The sequence below is a fragment of the Nocardia otitidiscaviarum genome, assembly GCF_007362295.1.
Lineage (GTDB): Bacteria > Actinomycetota > Actinomycetes > Mycobacteriales > Mycobacteriaceae > Nocardia > Nocardia otitidiscaviarum.
Genome location: NZ_CP041695.1, coordinates 5,838,852 through 5,858,716, shown reverse-complemented (window position 1 = coordinate 5,858,716; position 19,865 = coordinate 5,838,852). Strand labels below are relative to the sequence as shown.

Annotated in this window: 16 protein-coding genes; 9 read left to right on the top strand and 7 right to left on the bottom strand. The window is 69.8% G+C overall.

From position 1 onward, the window contains the following. The first annotated feature begins 28 nt into the window (after positions 1-28). On the top strand, positions 29-910 hold the full coding sequence (locus FOH10_RS26380; RefSeq protein WP_143982738.1) for a hypothetical protein: 882 nt from the start codon (positions 29-31) through the stop codon (positions 908-910). A 274-nt stretch (positions 911-1,184) separates the two neighbouring features. Here the strand turns inward: FOH10_RS26380 and FOH10_RS26375 are convergent, their stop codons facing one another. The 5 genes from FOH10_RS26375 to FOH10_RS26355 all read right to left on the bottom strand — a co-directional run bounded on the left by FOH10_RS26375 (position 1,185) and on the right by FOH10_RS26355 (position 6,208). After that, entirely contained in the window at positions 1,185-1,487 is a 303-nt protein-coding gene (locus FOH10_RS26375; protein WP_228808589.1) for a WXG100 family type VII secretion target, read from the bottom strand. 68 nt (positions 1,488-1,555) lie between these two features. Next, on the bottom strand, positions 1,556-1,885 hold the full coding sequence (locus FOH10_RS26370; protein ID WP_186000594.1) for a WXG100 family type VII secretion target: 330 nt from the start codon (positions 1,883-1,885) through the stop codon (positions 1,556-1,558). Between the two features lie 213 nt (positions 1,886-2,098). Next, positions 2,099-3,313, bottom strand: coding sequence for a DUF7373 family lipoprotein (locus FOH10_RS26365; RefSeq protein WP_143982736.1), 1,215 nt, complete (start codon positions 3,311-3,313; stop codon positions 2,099-2,101). A 29-nt stretch (positions 3,314-3,342) separates the two neighbouring features. Continuing rightward, positions 3,343-4,566, bottom strand: a complete 1,224-nt coding sequence (locus FOH10_RS26360) for a DUF7373 family lipoprotein (RefSeq protein ID WP_143982735.1) — start codon at positions 4,564-4,566, stop codon at positions 3,343-3,345. Between the two features lie 67 nt (positions 4,567-4,633). Beyond that, entirely contained in the window at positions 4,634-6,208 is a 1,575-nt protein-coding gene (locus FOH10_RS26355) for a serine/threonine-protein kinase (protein ID WP_143982734.1), read from the bottom strand. Positions 6,209-6,390: 182 nt separating this feature from the next. On the opposite strand from FOH10_RS26355, the gene FOH10_RS26350 reads away from it, so the two are divergent. Beyond that, a complete protein-coding gene (locus tag FOH10_RS26350) occupies positions 6,391-7,884 on the top strand; it encodes an FHA domain-containing protein (RefSeq protein ID WP_143982733.1) in 1,494 nt (497 codons plus the stop codon). Between the two features lie 33 nt (positions 7,885-7,917). On the opposite strand, the gene FOH10_RS26345 is transcribed toward FOH10_RS26350, so the two are convergent. Then, a complete protein-coding gene (locus FOH10_RS26345; protein WP_244961382.1) occupies positions 7,918-9,396 on the bottom strand; it encodes a neutral zinc metallopeptidase in 1,479 nt (492 codons plus the stop codon). Between the two features lie 104 nt (positions 9,397-9,500). On the opposite strand from FOH10_RS26345, the gene FOH10_RS26340 reads away from it, so the two are divergent. The 6 genes from FOH10_RS26340 (at position 9,501) to glmM (ending at position 17,755) form a co-directional block, all read left to right on the top strand. Then, positions 9,501-12,293 carry an FHA domain-containing protein gene (locus tag FOH10_RS26340; protein ID WP_143982732.1) on the top strand — a complete coding sequence of 931 codons (2,793 nt, stop codon included), beginning with the start codon at positions 9,501-9,503 and terminating at the stop codon, positions 12,291-12,293. A 46-nt stretch (positions 12,294-12,339) separates the two neighbouring features. After that, entirely contained in the window at positions 12,340-14,391 is a 2,052-nt protein-coding gene (locus FOH10_RS35855; protein ID WP_244961381.1) for a mediator complex subunit 15 domain-containing protein, read from the top strand. Next, entirely contained in the window at positions 14,391-14,906 is a 516-nt protein-coding gene (locus FOH10_RS36100; RefSeq protein WP_143982731.1) for a hypothetical protein, read from the top strand. Before FOH10_RS35855 ends, FOH10_RS36100 begins: the two co-directional genes overlap by 1 nt. Before the next feature lie 310 nt (positions 14,907-15,216). After that, positions 15,217-15,660 carry a 50S ribosomal protein L13 gene (gene rplM / locus FOH10_RS26325; RefSeq protein ID WP_029923748.1) on the top strand — a complete coding sequence of 148 codons (444 nt, stop codon included), beginning with the start codon at positions 15,217-15,219 and terminating at the stop codon, positions 15,658-15,660. Next, positions 15,657-16,166, top strand: a complete 510-nt coding sequence (rpsI, locus tag FOH10_RS26320; protein ID WP_029923749.1) for a 30S ribosomal protein S9 — start codon at positions 15,657-15,659, stop codon at positions 16,164-16,166. The genes rplM and rpsI overlap by 4 nt, the downstream gene beginning before the upstream one ends. 212 nt (positions 16,167-16,378) lie before the next feature. Beyond that, positions 16,379-17,755, top strand: a complete 1,377-nt coding sequence (gene glmM, locus FOH10_RS26315; RefSeq protein ID WP_143982730.1) for a phosphoglucosamine mutase — start codon at positions 16,379-16,381, stop codon at positions 17,753-17,755. Between the two features lie 14 nt (positions 17,756-17,769). Here glmM and FOH10_RS26310 read toward each other — a convergent pair whose 3' ends face one another. Further along, positions 17,770-19,425 carry an ABC-F family ATP-binding cassette domain-containing protein gene (locus FOH10_RS26310; protein WP_143982729.1) on the bottom strand — a complete coding sequence of 552 codons (1,656 nt, stop codon included), beginning with the start codon at positions 19,423-19,425 and terminating at the stop codon, positions 17,770-17,772. Between the two features lie 187 nt (positions 19,426-19,612). On the opposite strand from FOH10_RS26310, the gene FOH10_RS26305 reads away from it, so the two are divergent. Further along, positions 19,613-19,834, top strand: coding sequence for a PspC domain-containing protein (locus FOH10_RS26305; protein WP_143982728.1), 222 nt, complete (start codon positions 19,613-19,615; stop codon positions 19,832-19,834). Positions 19,835-19,865 lie beyond the last annotated feature (31 nt).

Genomic DNA, 19,865 nt, shown 5'->3' with positions numbered 1-19,865 from the left:
CATCGACCTGGTTGTCACGGAGACGCGCGTGCGGGCCTGTACGCGCGAAATATGTTGGGACGGACCGCCGACCGTCGCCCCGGCAAGCGCCGGAACCGGGCTGACGGCGGGGGTGCCGCCGAGCCTGGGGGCCTCGCTCGTCGCCTTCGCCGACTCCGATCGAATCGCCTTCGCGCACCGGGCGGCCGCGGACACGATGGGGCGTGCGGGCAGCGACGGGTACTGTCTGCCGACTGTGGTGCACGCCTGGGCGGTGCTGCTGCGGCAGGCACTGACCAGCCTGCGGCTGACCGGCCCGCTGCTATCCGGCCCCCAGCCATCCGCCCCGCAGCTGTCCGGCCCACAACGGATCACTGCGGCGTGTCCGACGGCGTGGGGCGCGCGCCCCCTGGCAGCCTTGCGTGCGGCGGCGGGGCGGTGCGGCGCGACAATCGAATTCGACACCCTGGCGGTCCGAGCCGCCACTGCGGAGCCCGCCACCGGCTACGAGCAGCGGGTCCTGGTAATCGAATTCGACTCCATGTCCACCACGGCGACCGTGGTCGCGCGCACCCCGTACAGCGCCCGGATCGAACGCTGCGAATACGAACCGCGGGGCGGCGCGACCGAATCGTTCCAGCGCGGCGCGACCGAATCGTTCCAGCGCGGCGCGACTGAATCGTTCCAGCGCGGCGCGACTGAATCGTTCCAGCGCGGCGCGACCGAATCGTTCCAGCGGACTGCCGCAGACCGGCTCGCGGCACTGCTCGAGCGGGCGGTGGGCGACTGCCCGCCCACACGTACCATCGTGCTCGGCGAAAGGCAGGCAGTTCCGCTGCGGACCCTACGCGCCCTCCTCACGACCGGCCGCCGCCCGACCGATATCCGCTGGCTGGAGGACTCCCGGCTGTCCCGCGACCCGGGCGCGTAGTTCGCGCCGCGCCGCGAACCCGCCCGCATCGAGGCGGGGGCAAATCCACCACAGCCACGGCCCAACGTCGCTGCGCGGCACCGGGAATCGGCGTCGACGAGCAGCCTCGACCGCTGCTGTTCGGCCAGCGGCATGGGGGTGTTACGGATGGAGCGGTCGTGGTCGAGCGGCATCCCTCGGCGGGCGTCAATCGGCGACAGGGGGTGCGAGCGCGCCCCGAGCAGGTGACGGAGGCCCCGGCGGTGGACCGGGGCACCCGCGGGGTCGGGCTGCCTCAGAACAGGCCCGCGAGGGCGGTGTCCTTGGCCTGGAGTTCGGCGTTGCCGGTGCGGACCAGGGTGGCGGCACCGGAGAGGGTGGCGTTGAGCTGGTCGGTGTGCGAGCGCCAGGTGCGCTGGAGATCGGCGAACGCCTCGTTGGCGTCACCCTTCCAGTTGTTGGCGACGAACTCCTCCACGCTGCGGTGGAAGGCCTCGAGCTGGTCGCGCAGGTTCTCCGCGCGCTTGATGATGGTGTTCGCGTTCTGCTCCACGCCCGCGAACTGGGCGGAAATGATCTGACCCATGGAGCCTGCCATAGCTGTGTCCTTACTCGGGAGGTCGAGAGTTTCGGGGGAGGTCGAAAAGAGGCCGGGTGTGCGGTGGGCTACACCGGGGGCAGGTCGAGGCTGGAGACCTGCGCCTTCACCTGGGCCGCGTAGTCGAGATCGTGCTCCTCGTAGTTGGAGCCGGCCTTGATGAGGCTCTCGGCGGTCTGCATCAACTTGTCGTTGAGCCGGTCGGCCTGGAAGTAGTAGCGCTCCATGAAGGCGTTGAAGGCGTCGGCCGCGCCGCCCTTCCAGTTGGAGCCGGTGGTGATGGCGTCCTCATCGGCCTTGAGCTGACGGATCTGGCCCATCAGCATCTCGTGCGTCTTCTTGAACTCCTGGGCCTTGGCCTGGATGAGCTCATTACTGGCCTCGAATGCACCTGCCACGGTGCCTCCTTTCGATTCGCGGGCGGACGACCCGTACACAGTCTTGGACGCGGGTCACGGCCCTGCGGTTCCACCCCTGATTCAGCAATTTGTCAGCACCCTAGCCGACGCGCGGGGTGTCTGACCAGCCCTGATGCGCGAATCTCAGGCAGTTCGGCGCGAGAGTAATCCCACATTGAAGCCGACCGACCAGCACCTGATTGCGGTGCGCGACTACCAGCTATTGGCCAGCGTCGCGTACTGAGCGGCGGCTCGCTGATGCGCGTCCGCGAGCTGATCGCTCTCCACGGTCGCCACGTACCGGCGATAGCTCACCGCGCACCGGAACCGTTTGATGTCGTAGTCGTCCTGGATCGGGCTCTCCCCGCACACCGCGTGCGGAATCCCGGCCGGAGCGTCCGCTGGTTCCGGATACGCCTTGTCCAGGATCACCGCGACGAGATCGTCGGCGGCCGCGGTATCGCGAGTGCGGAACAGCATCGACGCGCTCGACATGGCGCTGGTCACCGCGAACCGGTCCACCCCGGCCTCGGCCATGATCGGCGACCAGTGCCGCTGGTCCGCGGCGAGATGCAGGAACCCGCGCGCTCCCACCACGAATTGCGTCTTGGTGTCCGGGCTGCCGAAGCCGTCGGGATTGAGGGTGCGCCGCAGCATGCCGTCGGTATCGTACTCGAGGCGCAGGATGTCCTCGCGGCTCAGCGGCGGCAGCTCGTCCAGCAGCGGCAGCTGGGCGTCGAGCACCTTCTCGGTCAGGGCGGTCAGCTGGGCGAGGTCGGGATCGCGCACGCGCAGCAGCAGATTCACGACGTAGTTCGAGCGCGCCACCGCGGTGCCGAGACTGGCTACGCCGGGACGCCAATGCGCATGCGCCTCAGGATATTTTGACAGCGTCACCGGCTCGTTCTCGGTGGCCGCCACCGCGAAGTCGGCCGCCTCGATCTCCTGGGCGGCCGCGGCCGCCGCCGCCTCGCTCGGGAACTGGAGCACCGTCATGGTGACGGCGTCGGCGTCCTTCGGTGTCTTGTCGTTCTCGTCCTTGTCCTGCGAGGCGTGGCCGACCGCGTAGCCGTACAGCAGGCGATGGGCTTCCAGTATCGGCTGGGTGACATCGGCCAGCAGTTTGGTGGCGGACTCGGCGTCGGTGATGGCCAGCGTGCCGGTGGTGTAGGTGAAGCGGTCGTCGAGTTCGAGCCCGTTCGCCACCTGTCCCGCCAAGCGCATGACGGCCAGCTTGGTACCCGCGCTCAGATCGTTGTAGTAGGTGTAGCGCATATCCAGCGGTTCGGTCGGATACGTGCCGACATCCAGTGTGCGCACATCGATTTCGCCCGCCGCCGGGGTGCCGTCGACGGCGGCGCAACCCGCCGCCGCGCAGACCGCCGCCACCAGGGCCATGAGCCGGATACGTCGTGAAAACATGGTCATCCTCGGCATGGTGTCGTACTGCGGCGTCGTCATTCGCTGTTGACGAGCAGGGCGTACTGCGCGGATATCCGCTGCTGGGCGTCGAGCAGCTGATTGGCCGCGACCTCGGCGGCATAGCGGCCGTACGAGACGTAGCAGTAGTAGGCGATCTCGAAATCGTTCGCGGTGACCGCGTGGCGGCACTCGGCGTCGGGCAGTCCGGTCGGTGCGTCGACACGGACGAACTTCCGGGTGGTCTCGGCCCGGTCGGCGACGAACTCGCGGGCGGCCGCCGCGTCGCGGGTGCGGTAGACGTACGCGCCGCGCCAGGCCACCCGATCCACCCCGGTCCGCTCGAACAGCGGTGCGTCGAGTTCGGGCGCGATGGAGATGTGCAGCCCGCCCTGTCGCTCGTACACCCCGGGAATGCCGCGCTGCGCGCCGTCGTCGAGCACGGTGAACAGCGAGCGCGCCAGCACGCCGTCGGGGTCGACCGGCAGCTGGGTCAGCTGATCGGCCGGGGTGACCGGGAATTCGGCGACCCGCGGCGCGATGGTCTCGATACTGCGTTCCACGCGTTCGATCAGCTTGGCGTGATCCGCTTCCCCGAGTTCGGCCATGACCGAATCGAAGACATAGGTGAAGATGACGAATCGGCCGGTGGCGTACCAGGATCGAATCTGCCCGGGGCCGGAGATGTTGTCGGTGGTGTAGGCGACGGCCTCCGGATAGCGCGGAATCGTCACCGGTGTGTTGTCCTCCGACGCGGCCAGATCCAGTTCACCCAGCGCCGTGGCCGCGGCCGCCTGTTCGTCGGAGAAGATCATGACCAGATTGTCCAGCTCGTAGGACAGGCTCGGCATATCGTCGGACCGGCCGGTGGTCACGAACCCCGCCACGAATCCCGGCGCGGCCTCGCGCATGGCGTCCTTGTCGGCCGTGGTGCGCGTCCCCATGGCGGAGGTGTCGAAGCCGATGAACGGGCGGATGGCGCCGCCCATGGCGGAGGCCGCGTATTTCACCTCGGGCATGATCTCCCACGGCAGCGGCAGGTAGTTGGCGAGCCGTTCGGCTTCGACGAGTCTGGCCAGCTCGATCTCGTCGGCGGTGCCGTAGGGCTTCGGTTCGGTGTCGAAACCGCCGACATCGAGGGCGGCCAGATCGACGGCCGGTTCCGGGATCGGCGGGCTCTCCGGCTCCGATCCGCAGGCGCTGGTCAGCGCCACGGCCGCCGCGAGTCCGGCGGCGCACAGCGCACGCTCCAGTAGACGCATGGGCTCCCCTCCCTACACCGAGTCGCGGGTGTCGCGTGCGACTCGGCTGCTGACGACGCGCCCCACCCTACTTCACGCGGCTCTGGAGTACCGGTACGAGTTCGGCCAGCAGGACGCGCTCGGAATCCGCCGTCCAGTTGCGCACGGCCGCCACCGCCGCCGGGGTGTCCAGCGGAATCACCACCGCCCGCGAGCCGGTGATTTCGTGGGGCAGGCCGAGAAGTCCACCGCCGCCGGCCTTCTCGTCGCTGCGCACGGCGATGATGTAGGAGTCGGCGGGCGCTTTCAGCGAACCGTACTCGGTCGCCGGGCGCGGTGAGGGCTCATCGCCCTGCCGGGTGAGGTCGAGGTTGTAGACGAAGCCCAGATCGGCGAGGAACTGGGTCTGCGGGGTGCCGCCGAGGTAGATGGAGAACTTCCGCGACTCGGTGACGTCCACCATGGTGATGGTCTTGCCGTGGAAGGCCGGATTCGCCTCGCGGGCCTGCTCCAGCGAGGTCAGCGCGATCGCCGTGGTGCTGGAAGGCGCTGCCGCCGTGGTGGTCCCGTCCCCGGTCGGGGTGTCGTCGCGCAGCGACCAGACGCCGATCCCGGCGGCGAGCGCGACCGCCACCGTCGCGGCACCGGCCCCTACGAGCAGACCCCGGCGGCGCTTGCCGGGCGCGCCGACCACCCGCCCGGGCTGAGAGACCTGGGTGGCCATATGCGGCCCGGACTCCTGCGGGCCCGCCAGCATGCTCGGCGGTGCGACCTGCACCGGATATGTGGGGGAGGTGGTGGTGCGGACCGGTCGGTAGCCGGGGGTGAGGGCCTCGGCCGCCGCGTCGGCGAGTTCACGGCAGCTGCCGAAGCGGTGCGCCGGATTCTTGGCCAGCGCCCGGGCGATCACGTGGTCGATGGCCTCCGGCAGATGCGGGTTCACGGCCGTGGCGCGCGGCGGCGGCTCGTGCAGGTGACCCATCATGACCAGTGCGGGTTGCGTTGCCGGATACGGGTTCTGGCCGGTGAGCAGCTTGTAGAAGGAGCAGGCCAGACTGTAGATGTCGGCGCGGTGGTCGAGCGGCTGTCCGGCCAGCTGCTCCGGCGGCGCATAGGCGATGGTGGCGACGAAACTGCCGGTCTGGGTGAGTTCGATGGTGTCCTCGGTGGACTTGGCGACACCGAAATCGGCCAGCAGGGCGCGCTCCTCCTCGTCCCCACCGGCCGCGGAGAGCAGGAAGTTGGCGGGTTTGACGTCGCGGTGCAGCAGGCCCTTGCGATGCGCGTAGTCCAGGCCGCGCCCCACCTGGGCGATGATATTGAGCGCCCGCAGCGGGGTCATGCCGTGTGGATCGCGCTTCTGCTCCGCGGAGGCATCGGTGCCCTCCACGTACTGCATGGCGATCCACAGCTGGCCGTTCTCCTCGCCGCGATTGTGGACCGACACGATATTCGGATGATCCAGTCCCGCGACGATATTCGCCTCGCGTTCGAAACGGCCACGGAACTCGCGGTCACGTGACAGATCGGCGCTGAGTACCTTGAGCGCGTCCATGCGCGGCAGTTGCGGATGTTTGGCCAGGTAGACAGTGCCCATGCCGCCGGAGCCGAGCACCCGTTCGATCCGGTATCCGCCGACGATGGTGCCGGGGCTCATCGCCATAACTCGCGAACTCCTGGTCGACGGGGGGGGGGGCCTTCGATGCTCTCGGCGAGCATACTGGACGGCTTCGCGGAGAGGCTCGGCAAAGAAATCCCGGTCCGAACGCGACAGTGGGCGGCCACGTAACCTGATGCTGTGCTGAACCTCGCCCGCCGCCCGTCGTTCCGGGGCCGATTCCTGTGATGGATCGGCAGGTCGAGGTGGTCGCGGGCAGTCATGTGCTCACCCGGGTGGCGGGTGCCGTCATTCTGGTGGCGCATCGGGAGAGCGGCAGGCTCACATCCGAATCCCGGGCCGCCGTCGCCGCCCGGGCGCTGGGTGATCTGGTCGCGGACGCCACCGAGGAGGCTCCCGACGGTCCCGGCCGACTGGTCGCGCGGCAGGCCACCCGGTGGCTCATGAAGGAGGCCGAGCGGATCTCGCCGGGGCAGTCCGTGGACTTCGGGATACTGTCGGCCGCCGACACCGGCGGTGTGGCCGTCTTCCTGCACGGTGCGGTGACCGCGGTGCTGGCCGGACAGTCGGTCGAGTACTACCGGGGTAGTGACGCCGCCTTCACCGTGGACCGGGTCGCCGAACATCCGGCGCTGGCCGCGGCGCTCTATATCGACGACGGCCGAGGACGGGTGCCGGAACTGCCACAGCGAGGTATCGGCTCACTCGTCGAGGGTGTCGCGCAGGCCGGTGGCGCGGTGGTGTGGTTCGAGGGCGAACCGCTGCCGGTGCGTCGGCGGGCGATCCCGTCGCACGGGGTGGAGTTCGGGGGCGGCGGGCGGCACAGCGCCCCGGAGCCGGGTGAGTCGCCCCGGGGTCGGCATGCCGCGCCGCCACCGACGGCTGCCTTCGATCCGATCACCGATCGTGCTGTGCCGGAATACGATCCGGATCTCACGCCGACCCGCACCTCGACCCAGCTGCCCGCCGAGTTCGAGGTCGCCGAGGGTGCGTCGACGCAGTCGGGTGCGCACACCGACCCGGATGCCGGTGCGGTCGGCGGTCACGGCTCGAGTGCGAGCCTCGGCGCGGGCTCACAGTCCGTGCCGCGCACCGGTCCCACCGGGACGCAATCGGATTCGGCCGATACCGGTGACTTCGACCCGCACCGCGCCCCGACCGAGCTGGGCGGCACCAATCCCGCGCCCACACCGGACCCGGATCTGCAGCGCCGCCTGGATGCCACCGCCAAGGCCACGGCGCTCACCGTGAAGGTGCTCGGATTCAGATGCGCGCGTGCGCATCCCAGTGATCCGCGGTCGGCGTTCTGCAGCGTGTGCGGGATGCCGGTGGACCAGACCCAGCCGCTGGCCGAGGTGATCCGCCCGCCGCTGGGCATGCTGCTGCTCGACGACGGCATGACCTACATGCTCACGGCGGATGCGGTGGTGGGACGCGATCCGGAGCAGTCCGAGGCGGCGCGGGCGGGCCTGGTGCCGCTGCGCGTCGACGACGCCTCCGGGGGAATGTCCCGCGCGCACGCCGAAATCCGTTTGGTGAACTGGGATGTCACGGTGGTCGACCGCGGCTCCACCAACGGCACCCGCGTCCGCCTGCCCGGCTACCACGACTGGGTGCGGCTGCAACCCCACCAGCCCATGGCGCTGACCTACGGCGCGGAGGTGCTGCTCGGCAACCGCGTACTGCGCCTGGAACCCGTCGCGCCGCCGCCCTTCGGGTAGTCGGGGTGATGCGTCGCGACAGCGCGACCGCCGCTAGCTGTAGCGCGCGTCGCAGGTGTTGCGGCTGCCGAGCACTCCGGCGCGGAACGCGTCCACCCGGGAGAATCCGCTCGGCACGGTCTTGCCCTCGGTATCGCTGGCCGCCAAGCCGTCGGTGAGCAGACCGGAGACCGCCTCGTCCAGATCGCCGGGGGAGAGTGTGATGCTCGCCTGGGTTCGCGTATCCGGATCGGCCAGTTCCGCCGTGATCACCCCCGCCAGGCAGGCGGCCCGCAGGCCGGTCTTCGCGCCGGTGAGCCGTTGACCGGCGGCGTGCTGTACGGCCAGCGCGTAGCGGGAGATGAACACCACGTACGCGTTGTAGTCGCCGGTCACCTTGACCGGAAGTCCGTCCTGCTCTTCGGCATCGGCCGCGCCCCGATCGGCGAGCGCGGACAGGTCGGTGCCGATGGTGTTGGTGGCCGGGCAGTAGGTCACCGGCACGGTGTCGGCGCCGTTGCGGCAGTCGAGATTCGCGGTGTCGTAGTCGTACTTGGGCTCGTCCGCGATCGGCATGATGGCCGCCATGGCCTTCGCCAGTTCGGTGAGAGTGCCCTGGCCGACTTCGGATTCGCCGCGGTTGGCGTCATCGCCGAAGTCCTGCGGCAGCTTTCCGCGTCGGCTCTCGATCTCGGCCATATCGATGGCCTTGCAGCTCCTGGCCCCGTCGGTGAAGCCGATCTGCACCGCCGTCACGCGTTCGAAGGCCGAACCGTGCACGCTCTCCGGATCTTCCGGATCGGAATCGCGGATGGCCACGGTGGCGGCCAGCACCGAATTCAACCCGTCGGAGGTGTTGATGGTGAAGTGCTTCGACTTGCCCTCGGCCACATGCCGGATGAACGCCCCCGCGAAGCAGTCCGCCTGCTGTTCCTTGACGATCACCGGATCCTTGCGGCCGAGCAGCTTGGCCATGGTCTGGATGGCGTGGCCGTACTCGTGGGCCATCACCATCACCACCGACATCTGTCCGAAGGTGTCCTGCATGGTCGGCAGCAGCACCGCGCGGTCCCAGCCGATGGAATTGTCGAGGCGGCAGTACGCGGCATTGACCAGCCGGTAGGTGGTCTCGTCGCAGAAGCGCACCGCCTGGGCGCGCGGGGTGCGCGCGCTCCACGACACGAAGGTGTTCACCGGCGTGAACTCGTTGCCGAACTCCTTCGGATACTCCTGCTGCCAATAGGTCTGGATATCTTCCAGGGCATTGAGGACCAGTGTGTCGATGGCGCCGCCATCGGAGTTGGTGGCGGTGAGGGTGGAGTCGGGCACGCCCGCGCGGGGGCCGTTGGGTCCGCTGGTGGTGGGCAGGCCGGCCACCTGGAACGGATCGTCGTAGATTGATACGGCCCGACCCTCGACGGTGAATGTGCATCCGGCCAGCAGCGCGGCCACCAGAGTGAACACGGCCAGGGCCGCCGCTGTCCGGCCGCCCGGTTCGATCCGTCGCGAGGATCGGCCGGTCGTACGGCGCATCGACACATCCACTCCCTTGCCAGCCGACCAGTTCCCGCCCGAGGGTAGACAGCTTGCCGCTCGGGGCTCCGCCGAAGTCCGGGCAATCGAATAGTATCCGCAGCATGTCTTTACCGGGGGCGCAGCAGATCACCGTGCGTCATGAAGGAACCGATCGGGTCTTCGACGCGAGTCAACAGGTCACCATGGGACGGGCACCCGAGGTGGCGCTGTTCGTGGACAGCCCTCTCGTGTCGCGCGTACACGCCACCCTGTCGTTTCAGGGCGGCGCCTGGGTGCTCACCGACAACGGCAGCACCAATGGCGTCTTCGTGGACGCTCGCAGGCTCACCATGCCGCTGGCCATCCACCGGCCCACCCAGGTGCGCCTGGGCGACGCCATCACGGGGCCGCTGCTGCATCTGCTGCCGCAGGCCGCCCGCGGGGGGAGCGGGCCGACGCCGAACCCGGCCGCGCCGCCGCAGCAGCAGTGGCCGCCGCAGCAGCGTCCGCCGGAACCGCGCCGCACCCCGCCGCCACCGCAGCAGCGGCCGCAGCCCTACGCGCAGCCGCACGCCTTCCGGCAGCCGACGAATCAGCCGCCGCTGCATCGGCCGCCGTCACAACCGCAGCACCAGCCACCTGCGCAGCATCAGCCGCCCGCGCAGCACCAGCCACCCGCGCATCAGCAGCCCTCCCACCAGCAGCCGCAGCACCGGCTGCCGTCGCAGCCGCAGCAGATGCACCGCCCGCCCTCCACCCCGCAGCCGGAGGTGCGTCCGCCGTCGATGCCGCAGCCGGAGGTACGGCCCCCGTCGATGCCGCAGCCGGAGGTGCGACCCCCGTCGGCGTCGCAGCCGGAAGTGCCGCTGCACGCGGGCGCTCCGGATGTCATGAATATGACGGCCAAGGCCGATGTCTCGGCCCTGCCGCCGGTGCGCGCCCGGGCCGCCGAAGGTCCCGTGGCGCGGGCGGATCGGCTGCCCGCGGGCGGGCTCACCATCGGTCGTACGCCGGACAATCAGATCGTCGTCAACGATCCGCTGGCCTCCCGCAAGCATGCCCGCCTCATCGCGGGCAATCAGGGCGGGCTGACCATCGAGGATCTCGGGTCGGCCAACGGCACCTTCGTCAACGGTCGTCGGCAGCAGCAGGCCGAGCTACGCGAACGCGATATCGTCACCATCGGCAATGTCGACTTCGTCGTCAAGGAGGGCACCCTCGTCCACCGGCAGCGGCCGGTCGCCGAGCAGGGCCTGCACGTACACGGCATCGGGTTCACCGTCGAGGGCAACAAACAGCTGCTCGTCGATGTGAACATGCAGGCCGGGCGCGGATCGCTGACCGCGCTCATCGGGCCCTCGGGTGCGGGCAAGTCCACGCTGTCCAAACTCATCGCGGGCGCGACCCAGCCCTCGGCCGGTGTGGTCACCTTCGAAGGTCGCAATCTGCACGCCGAGTACGACGCGCTGCGCTCCCGGATCGGCATGGTGCCCCAGGACGATGTGCTGCACCGCCAGCTCACCGTCAAGCAGGCGTTGGGCTTCGCCGCCCAGCTGCGCCTGCCCCCGGATACCACCAAGGAAGACCGCAAACGCGTGATCGACGGTGTGCTGGCGGAACTTTCGCTCACCCAGCACGCCGACACCCGCGTCGACCGGCTCTCGGGTGGTCAGCGCAAGCGTGCCTCGGTGGCCATGGAGCTGCTGACCGGTCCCTCGCTGCTGATCCTCGACGAACCCACCTCCGGTCTGGATCCGGCGCTGGACCGTCAGGTCATGACCATGCTGCGGGAGCTCGCCGACGCGGGCCGCACCGTCATCGTGGTCACGCATTCCGTTGCCTGCCTGGACATGTGCGATCAGGTGCTGCTGCTCGCACCCGGCGGCAAGACCGCGTTCTGTGGGCATCCGGGCGGAGTGCAGGACTTCCTGGGCACCAACGACTGGGCGGAGATCTTCGCCCGGGTCGCCGCCGATCCCGATCGCGCCTTCGCGAATTACCGGTCGCGCCAAGCCTTCGCGCCGCCGCCACCGGCGGTGAAACAGCTCGAACCGGTGAAGCCGCCGAAATCCAGTGGTTTCAAACAGTTCTCGACACTGGCGCGCCGACAGGTGCGGTTGATCCTGGCCGACCGCGGCTATCTCATCTTCCTGGCGGTCATGCCGTTCGTGCTCGGCGGGCTGTCACTGGTGGTGCCGGGCAAGAACGGTTTCCAGAAGGGTGCGCTCACCCAGATGCCGGACGGCTCCTTCATGGTCGTCGGCGGCAGCGAATCCCAGCAGTTGCTGGTGGTGCTGGTACTCGGCGCCTGTTTCATGGGATCCACTCTGACGGTGCGAGATCTGGTGGGGGAGCGCGCGATCTACTTCCGCGAGCGCGCGGTCGGCCTGCGCTCGGGCGCGTACCTCATGTCGAAGGTGGTCATCTTCAGCATTGCCGCGCTGCTGCAGGCGGCGGTCATGCTGGGCATCGTGCTGGCGGTCAAGAAGGCGCCCGGCGCCGGCGCGGTCATCCCCAACGGCAGTATTGAGCTGTATGTCGATATCGCGTTGACCACGGTGACCTGTGTGGTGCTCGGCCTGCTGCTGTCCACGCTGGCCCGCTCCAACGAGCAGGTGATGCCGCTGCTGGTCGTCATCATCATGTGTCAGCTGGTGATGGCGGGCGGCATGATCCAGGTGACCGACCGGGTGGTTCTGGAGCAGGTGTCCTGGCTGTTCCCGGCGCGCTGGGGCTATGCCGCCGGTGCGTCCACGGTGAACATCCGTGAACTGTTCGCCGCCGCGCAGCCCGATGAGCTGTGGCAGCACGAACCGCGGATCTGGGCGCTGAACGTGGGCATGCTGGGCGTGCTGGCGCTGGTCTTCGCGCTGCTCACCTGGTCTCGGCTGCGGCTCAAGAAATCGGCCGCGTGACGGGCGCGCCGCGCGTGCCGACGGGTGAACAGGCAGACTGGTGGCTGTGACGGCTCGAGTTGGGGCAGTGCATCTCGGGTGGGATGTGGTGACGGCGGCCGCCGGCGGCGGTGGCACACCGATCCGCCCGGTGCAGGTCGAAGGCACATATACACCGCCCGCGTACCTATTGGCGGATTCATCCGGTCGGCTGCACACCGCCGGGGTGGACCGGCGTCCCGACGTCGGTATCGCCATCTCGGATGTGCGCGACATCATCGGTCACCCGCAGATCGTGGTGGCCGGGGCCACCTGGCCCGCCGAACTGGTGTTCCGGGCGCGGCTGTTCAATCCGCTGGCGGGTATCGGCAAGCATCTGGGCGGGGCGCCCGCGGTGGTGGCGCTGCCGTTCCCGGACGACTGGCCCGACCCCAAGGTCGACGAATACGCGCGCCTGGTGGAACAGCTCGGCGTGATCGTGGAGCCGTTGCCGGAGTCGGTGGCGCTGTCGGGATACGTGCGCGCGCTGAACCTGGTGCGCGGCCCCGAACCCGGCCCGGTGGTCGGCGCGACCGGCGTCTACTCCGACGGTCGCGGCTGCCTGGTCGTCGCCGTACACGGTGACGACGAGGAGCCCACCGAATCCATGGGCCTGACCATCCATCCGGAGGCCCTGCACGACGCCCGCGCCGCCGACAATGTGGTGATCGAGGTCATGGCCGCCGCCCGCACCATCGGCGCGGACACCTCCACGGTCCTGCTCACCGGCAATATCGCCTTCAACGACGCCCTACGCCTGGCCTTCCAGAACCACCTCGGCCACCGCCTCCAGGTCGCCGACCACCCCATGCACGCGCTGGTCCTGGGCGCGACCCACCTGCTGGCCAATGACATCGAGGCCGACGAGTACGCACCGGACCCCCGCCTCACCCAACCCGCGCCCGGACAGCCCGGATACGCGCAGCCGGGCGGCGCCGCGGCGGGGCAGCGGGGGTCGAGCGAATCCGGTTCGGGCGCAACGGCGATCGGTCAGCAGGCGGTCGCCGCCGCCGATCAACAGGCCGGGGCCGCCGTCGCGGGACAGGTCGGGCACGGCACGGTGGCTAATCCCGCCGGTGCGGCGGACGGGGCGCAGGTGGCGAGCGGCGGGGGTGCGCGGTCGGCATCCGGTGGGATCGACCCCGCCGAAGGGCAGACGCGCCGGATGACCCAGGCCGAGGCCGCGCAGCTCGCGGCGCAGGGGCATGCGGCGGCCGCCCAGGGGCAGGATGGAACGCCCTCGAATCCGCCCAGCGGGGAGGTGCCGATCGCGTCGCAGTCGGCGCGGGGACTACCGCCGGGGCTCGCGAACGTGGGCGGCCGGTTCACGCGGCCACCGGGGACGCCCGCCGACGACCAGATGACCGCCGTGGTCGGGCGGCAGCCGCAGGCCGGTCAGACGGCGGGACAGGGGAATTCGCCCAGCGGGAGTGCTGGGCAGCCGGGTGCTGCCGCCGGGCAGGGCTATTCGGGTCAGACGCCCGGACAGCAGCAGTCAGGAGCTGGCAATAGTCCTGCGGGGCAGGACTATTCGGGGCAAGGTTATCCGGGGCAAGCTGCGGGCCCATACTCGCCGGGGCAGAGCACCGGCCCGCACGGGCAGGTTCCCGCCGCGCCCGGACCAGGCTCCGGTTACGGGCAGGCTTCCGGTGCGCCGGGGCAGAATGCTCCGTACGGCCAAGCTGCGCCGGGCCAGGGCACCGGGCCCCATGGGCAGGTTGCGCCCGGTCAGAGCGCGGGATCGCATGGGCAGGCCGCGGCGGGGCAGAGCACGGGTCCGCATGGGCAGGTAGCGCCGGGGCAGGGATACGGTGCCGGTGGCGTTCCGGGCGGGTACGGCCAACCGGGGCAGTACGGGCCTGGCGGCGGGGGATACGGGCCGCACGGACCCGGCGGAACGTCCGCGGGAACCGGGGCGGGTCAGGGCGGAGCGATGTACGGTGGACCGATGCCGTCCAGCGGGCCGCAGTCCCCCCATCCGCTATCGCCGGACCGCGATGCCGACAGTTCGGATCGCGATGCGGCCGAGGGCGATCGCAAGCGCAAGGGCTTGTGGCGAAAGATGAAGGGCAAGCGCTGATGCGAAGGCGCTTCGGAACCCCCGCCGTCCTGGGTGCGGCCGCTTTCGCCGCGGTCACCCTGCACTCCGGGCATCCCGCCGACGACCTCGCGGCGACCGCGCGGGGGACCGAAACCGTGGGGGACTCCGACGCCGCATCATCCGGGTTCGGCGCCGGCGATGCGCTCTCCGGTGCGCAGACGCCTCCGGTCGCCGCCGAAACACCCGCCACCACGGTCGACTCGACCGCGGTGGCCAGTGACTTCGACATCCGATCGGTCGAATACGACATCCCCGCGCCCGCCGTCCGGCCCGTGGGTGACTTCGGCTCCTGGCCCGCCGTGGACCGCACCGCCGAACCGGCCGGGGGCTCGTGCGCCGTAACCCCCTTCGCCACCCTCCCGCCCGCCCCCGGCATCGCCGCCATCAACGGTCCCGGGGTGGTCGAGTGCACCCCCAGCGGCATCGACACCCTGCGCTACTCCATCCCCGGCCCCATCCGAGGCGCGGACCCGGGCCCGCCCGTCCAGATCTGACCCGCACTTCGACTCCTGACCGGTTCACTCCGCTCGTGACCGGTTCGCGGTCCGAGCGGGCCTGTGGCCGGTGCGCCGACCCGCGTGGCCCGTGACCGGGTGCGTTGCCTCACTCGGCCGGTGAGGTCCACTGCCCGCCCGCCGGAGACCGGTTTCTGGTGCCCGGCCCACCCCTGGTATCGTGGCCCGTTGGCGTGCGGTACCGCCGGGCAACCGGTGTGTCCCACGAGTCCCCGGGTCTCCACCGGCCGCCGGGATCGGCTCGATCGCATGCTTGGCTGGCAACACCGACGACAGACAGGGAAGCACTGTGCCTACGTACAGCCCCAAGGCTGGTGACGTGACCCGCAAGTGGTACGTCATCGACGCCACTGACGTACGGCTCGGCCGCCTTGCCGTGCAGGCAGCGAATCTGCTGCGCGGCAAGAACAAGCCGACCTACGCCCCGAACGTCGATGGTGGCGATTTCGTCATCATCATCAACGCCGACAAGATCTCCATTGCCGGCAACAAGGCCGACCGCACCTTCATCCACACCCACTCGGGCCACCCGGGCGGTCTGAAGACCCGGTCTGTCCGCCAGGTGCTCGAGACCCGCCCCGACCGGCTGGTCGAGCGTGCCATCAAGGGCATGATCCCGAAGAACAAGCTGGGCAACCGCATCGCCGGCAAGCTGAAGGTGTACGCGGGCCCGACCCATCCGCATGCCGCTCAGCAGCCCATTCCGTTCGAGATCAAGCAGGTGGCCCAGTGACCGCTCCTGAGGAATTCAACGACGACTACGTCGTCGAGGACACCAGCGTCGAGGTCGTCGACGAGGGTGCCGGCTACGACGCCGAGTACACCGCCGAGACCTACGCCCCGGTCGTCATCGACCGCCCGGTGCAGACCGTCGGCCGCCGCAAGGAGGCCGTGGTCCGCGTCCGCCTGGTGCCCGGCTCCGGCAACTTCGTGCTCAACGGCCGCACCATCGAGGACTACTTCCCGAACAAGGTGCACCAGCAGCTGGTGAAGTCCCCGCTGGTCACCGTCGAGCGCACCGAGACCTTCGACGTGCACGCCCGCCTGGTCGGCGGCGGCCCGTCCGGTCAGGCCGGCGCGCTGCGTCTCGCCATCGCTCGTGCGCTGATCGAGGTCACCCCTGAGGATCGTCCGGCCCTCAAGCGCGCCGGCTTCCTGACCCGTGACCCGCGTGCCACCGAGCGCAAGAAGTACGGCCTCAAGAAGGCCCGCAAGGCGCCTCAGTACTCGAAGCGCTGATATCGCGCCGTACGGCTGTACCGTGCCCGGCCCCGCGATGGGCCGGGCACGGTATTGTCAGGTGCGGCGATTCGTACGGGCATGGCGCGGCGAGACCGCGTGCTCCCCGCAGGGCGGGGGCGATCCCCGGTACGAGAGCAGGCTTCCGGCAACGGTTTTCGGACCGGCCGGGCGCCTGCTTTTTTGCTATGTCAATCGACCAGGGGTGAGGTATGGGACGTTTGTTCGGCACCGACGGAGTCCGCGGGCTTGCCAACGAGTCACTGAGTCCGGAACTGGCGCTGCGGGTTTCGGCCGCGGCGGCGCAGGTACTGAGCCGGGGCAAGAAGCGCGCGCTGGCGGTGGTGGGGCGCGATCCCCGGGCCAGTGGCGAAATGCTGGAGGCGGCGGTCACCGCGGGCCTGACGTCGGCCGGAGTGGACGTGCTGTCCGTCGGCGTGCTGCCGACTCCGGCGGTCGCATATCTGACCGGCGTGTATGACGCGTGCCTGGGCGTCATGATCTCGGCATCGCACAATCCCATGCCGGACAACGGAATCAAGATTTTCGCCGCGGGCGGGCACAAGCTCGACGACGCCGTGGAGGACCGCATCGAGGCGCTGGTCGCCGAGGGCTCCTTCGCCCGGCCCACGGGGGCGGCCATCGGACGTGTGCTGGGCCGTCCCGGCCTCGGCGGACAGGTCTTCCACGCCGATGCCGCCTACACCCTGGAGGGCACGCACGAGCGCTATGTGGAACACCTCGTGGAGGCCACCGGCCGCGACCTCAGCGGACTGAAGGTCGTGGTGGACTGCGCCAACGGCGCGGCTTCCGAGGTGGGGCCGACCGCGTACCGCGAGGCGGGTGCGACCGTCATCGCCATTCACGCCGACCCGGACGGGTTGAACATCAACGACGACTGCGGTTCGACGCATCTGGAGCAGGTGCGGCGCGCGGTCCTCGAACACGGCGCGGATCTGGGTCTGGCGCACGACGGTGATGCCGACCGCTGCCTGGCCGTGGACGCCACCGGCGCGGTCGTGGACGGCGACGCCATCATGGCGATCCTGGCACTGGCCATGCGCGACAGCGGCCAGTTGGTCGACGACACGCTGGTGGCGACGGTCATGAGCAACCTGGGTCTGCACATCGCCCTGCGTGAGGCCGGAATCACGGTGCTCACCACGGCGGTCGGCGATCGGTACGTCCTGGAAGAGTTGCGGCGCGGCGGCTATTCACTCGGCGGCGAGCAGTCCGGGCATGTGGTGTTCCCGCGCTTCGGCACCACCGGCGACGGCATTCTCACCGGCTTGAAGCTCATGGCGCGCATGGCCGAAACCGGTCGCGGCCTGGCGGATCTGGCATCCGTGGTGCGGACGGTGCCGCAGGTGCTGGTGAACGTCCCCGTCAGCGACAAGTCCGCTGTCGCGGCGGCTCCCTCGGTGCAGGAGGCGGTGTCCGAAGCCGAACGTGTACTCGGCGATTCGGGTCGAGTTCTGCTGCGCCCCAGCGGAACCGAACAGCTGGTCCGCGTCATGGTGGAGGCCACCGATCTGGACCAGGCCCAGCGGCTGGCTGGTGATCTCGCGAAACTGGTAGCGGCGGTGTAGGACTCCGCCGCGCGTCAGCGGTCCTCGGTCAGTCGGCCGCGTTCCATGCGCCAGCGGCGGGTGGCGCGCACGGTGTCGAGCATGCGGCGGTCGTGCGTGACCAGCAGCAGGGTGCCGTCGAAGGATTCGACCGCCTGCTCCAGCTGTTCGATGGCGGGCAGGTCGAGATGGTTGGTGGGTTCGTCCAGTACGAGAAGGTTCACCCCGCGCGCTTGGAGCAGGGCCAAGGCGGCGCGGGTGCGCTCGCCGGGTGACAGGGTGTCGTTGGGGCGCAACACATGTGAGCCGCGCAGGCCGAACTTCGCCAGCAGGGTACGGACCTCGGATTCCGGCCAGTCGGGCACCTCGGCGCTGAACGTATCGGCGAGCGTGGCGGTTCCGCGGAACAAGCCGCGAGCCTGATCCACCTCGCCGATGGCGACGCCGGAGCCCAGGGCGGCGGAACCGCTGTCCGGCACGGTCTTTCCGAGCAGCAGCGACAGCAGGGTGGACTTGCCCGAACCGTTGTCACCGGTGAGCACGATGCGGTCGCCGAAGTCGATGCGCACGGTGACCGGCCCGAGTGTGAAGTCGCCGCGCGCCACGGTGGCGCTGGAGAGTGTGGCGACCACCGTGCCACTGCGCGGCGCGGTCGCGATGGACATGCGCAGCTCCCACTCCTTGCGCGGTTCCTCCACCGCATCCAGGCGCTCGATGCGCTTGAGCGTTTGCTTGATCTTGGATGCCTGCTTCTCGGTGGACTCCGCGCGCATCTTGCGACCCGCCTTGTCGGAGTCCAGCTTTCGCGGATCCTTGGCCTTGCGGCGGGCGGTGCGCACGCCGTGTTCCATCCAGTTGCGCTGCATGGTGGCGCGGGCCTCGAGTCCGGCCTTGGTGTCGGCGAACTCCTCGTAGGCCTCGCGGGCGTGGCGGCGGGCGATCTCGCGTTCGGTCAGATACGATTCGTAGGAGCCGTCGTAGACGTCCACCCGCTGCTGGGCGAGATCCAGTTCGACGATGCGATTCACGGTGCGCGCCAGGAACTCCCGGTCGTGACTGACGACCATGAGGGGTGCACGCACACCCGCCACGAACTGCTCCAGGCGCTCCAGGCCGTCCAGATCCAGGTCGTTGGTGGGCTCGTCGAGCAGCAGAATGTCGAAGCGCGACAACAGCACCGAGGCCAATCCGGCGCGGGCCGCCTGGCCGCCGGAGAGCACGGTCATGGGGGTGTCCAGGCCGTGCGGCAGACTCTCGGCGAGGCCGAGTTCGGCGGCCACCTCCGCGGCGCGCTGCTCCAGATCCGCTCCGCCGAGCGCCAGCCAGCGCTCCAGGGCGGGGGAGTACTCGTCCGCGCCGCCGTCAGCGAGCCGTTCGGCCGCCGCGTCCATCCGCCGCTGTGCGTCCGCGACACCGGTGCGGCGGGCCAGGAAGGCCATGACCGTCTCGCCCGCCAGCCGCTCGGGTTCCTGCGCGAGGTAGCCGACGGTCGCGTCGGGTGGGCTGAGCGCGATGCTGCCATCCGCCGCCCGACCGGCGGCGAGCATGCGCAGCAGGGTCGATTTCCCGGCCCCGTTCACCCCGACCAGGCCGATCACGTCGCCCGGTGCGAGGACGAGATCCAGATCGGTGAACAGGGTTCGTTCACCGTGCCCGGCCGATAGTCCGCGGGCGTGCAGGGTCGCGCTCACGCTGTGTCCTTTCGCGCATCGTCGGGGCGCGGCGTGGACACCCGTTGTCGCTGCCGCGCCTGCCCGCTCATTGGGTGCAGTCTGCCCTGTTCAGGGTTGGACCCTGAGATGGGGGCGGCGGAAAGTCAGGGTCCGAATCGGGCGTTGGACCGATGCGCGCGCGAGGCCGCGCGGGGAGAGTGGAGGTATGACAACACCGACTCCCACCCGCCGCCTCACCCGCTCGACCAGCGATAAGTGGATCGCCGGAGTCTGCGGTGGACTTGCCGAGTACTTCGGCTGGAACGCCAATCTCATCCGTGCGCTGTTCGTGCTGTCCTGTCTGCTGCCGGGACCGCAGTTCATCATCTATCTGGTGCTCTGGCTGGTGATTCCGAAGAACAAGGGACCGTACGTCGCCCAGGTGTAACCGATCCGGGTTGTCCACACCCGGCGAGTAA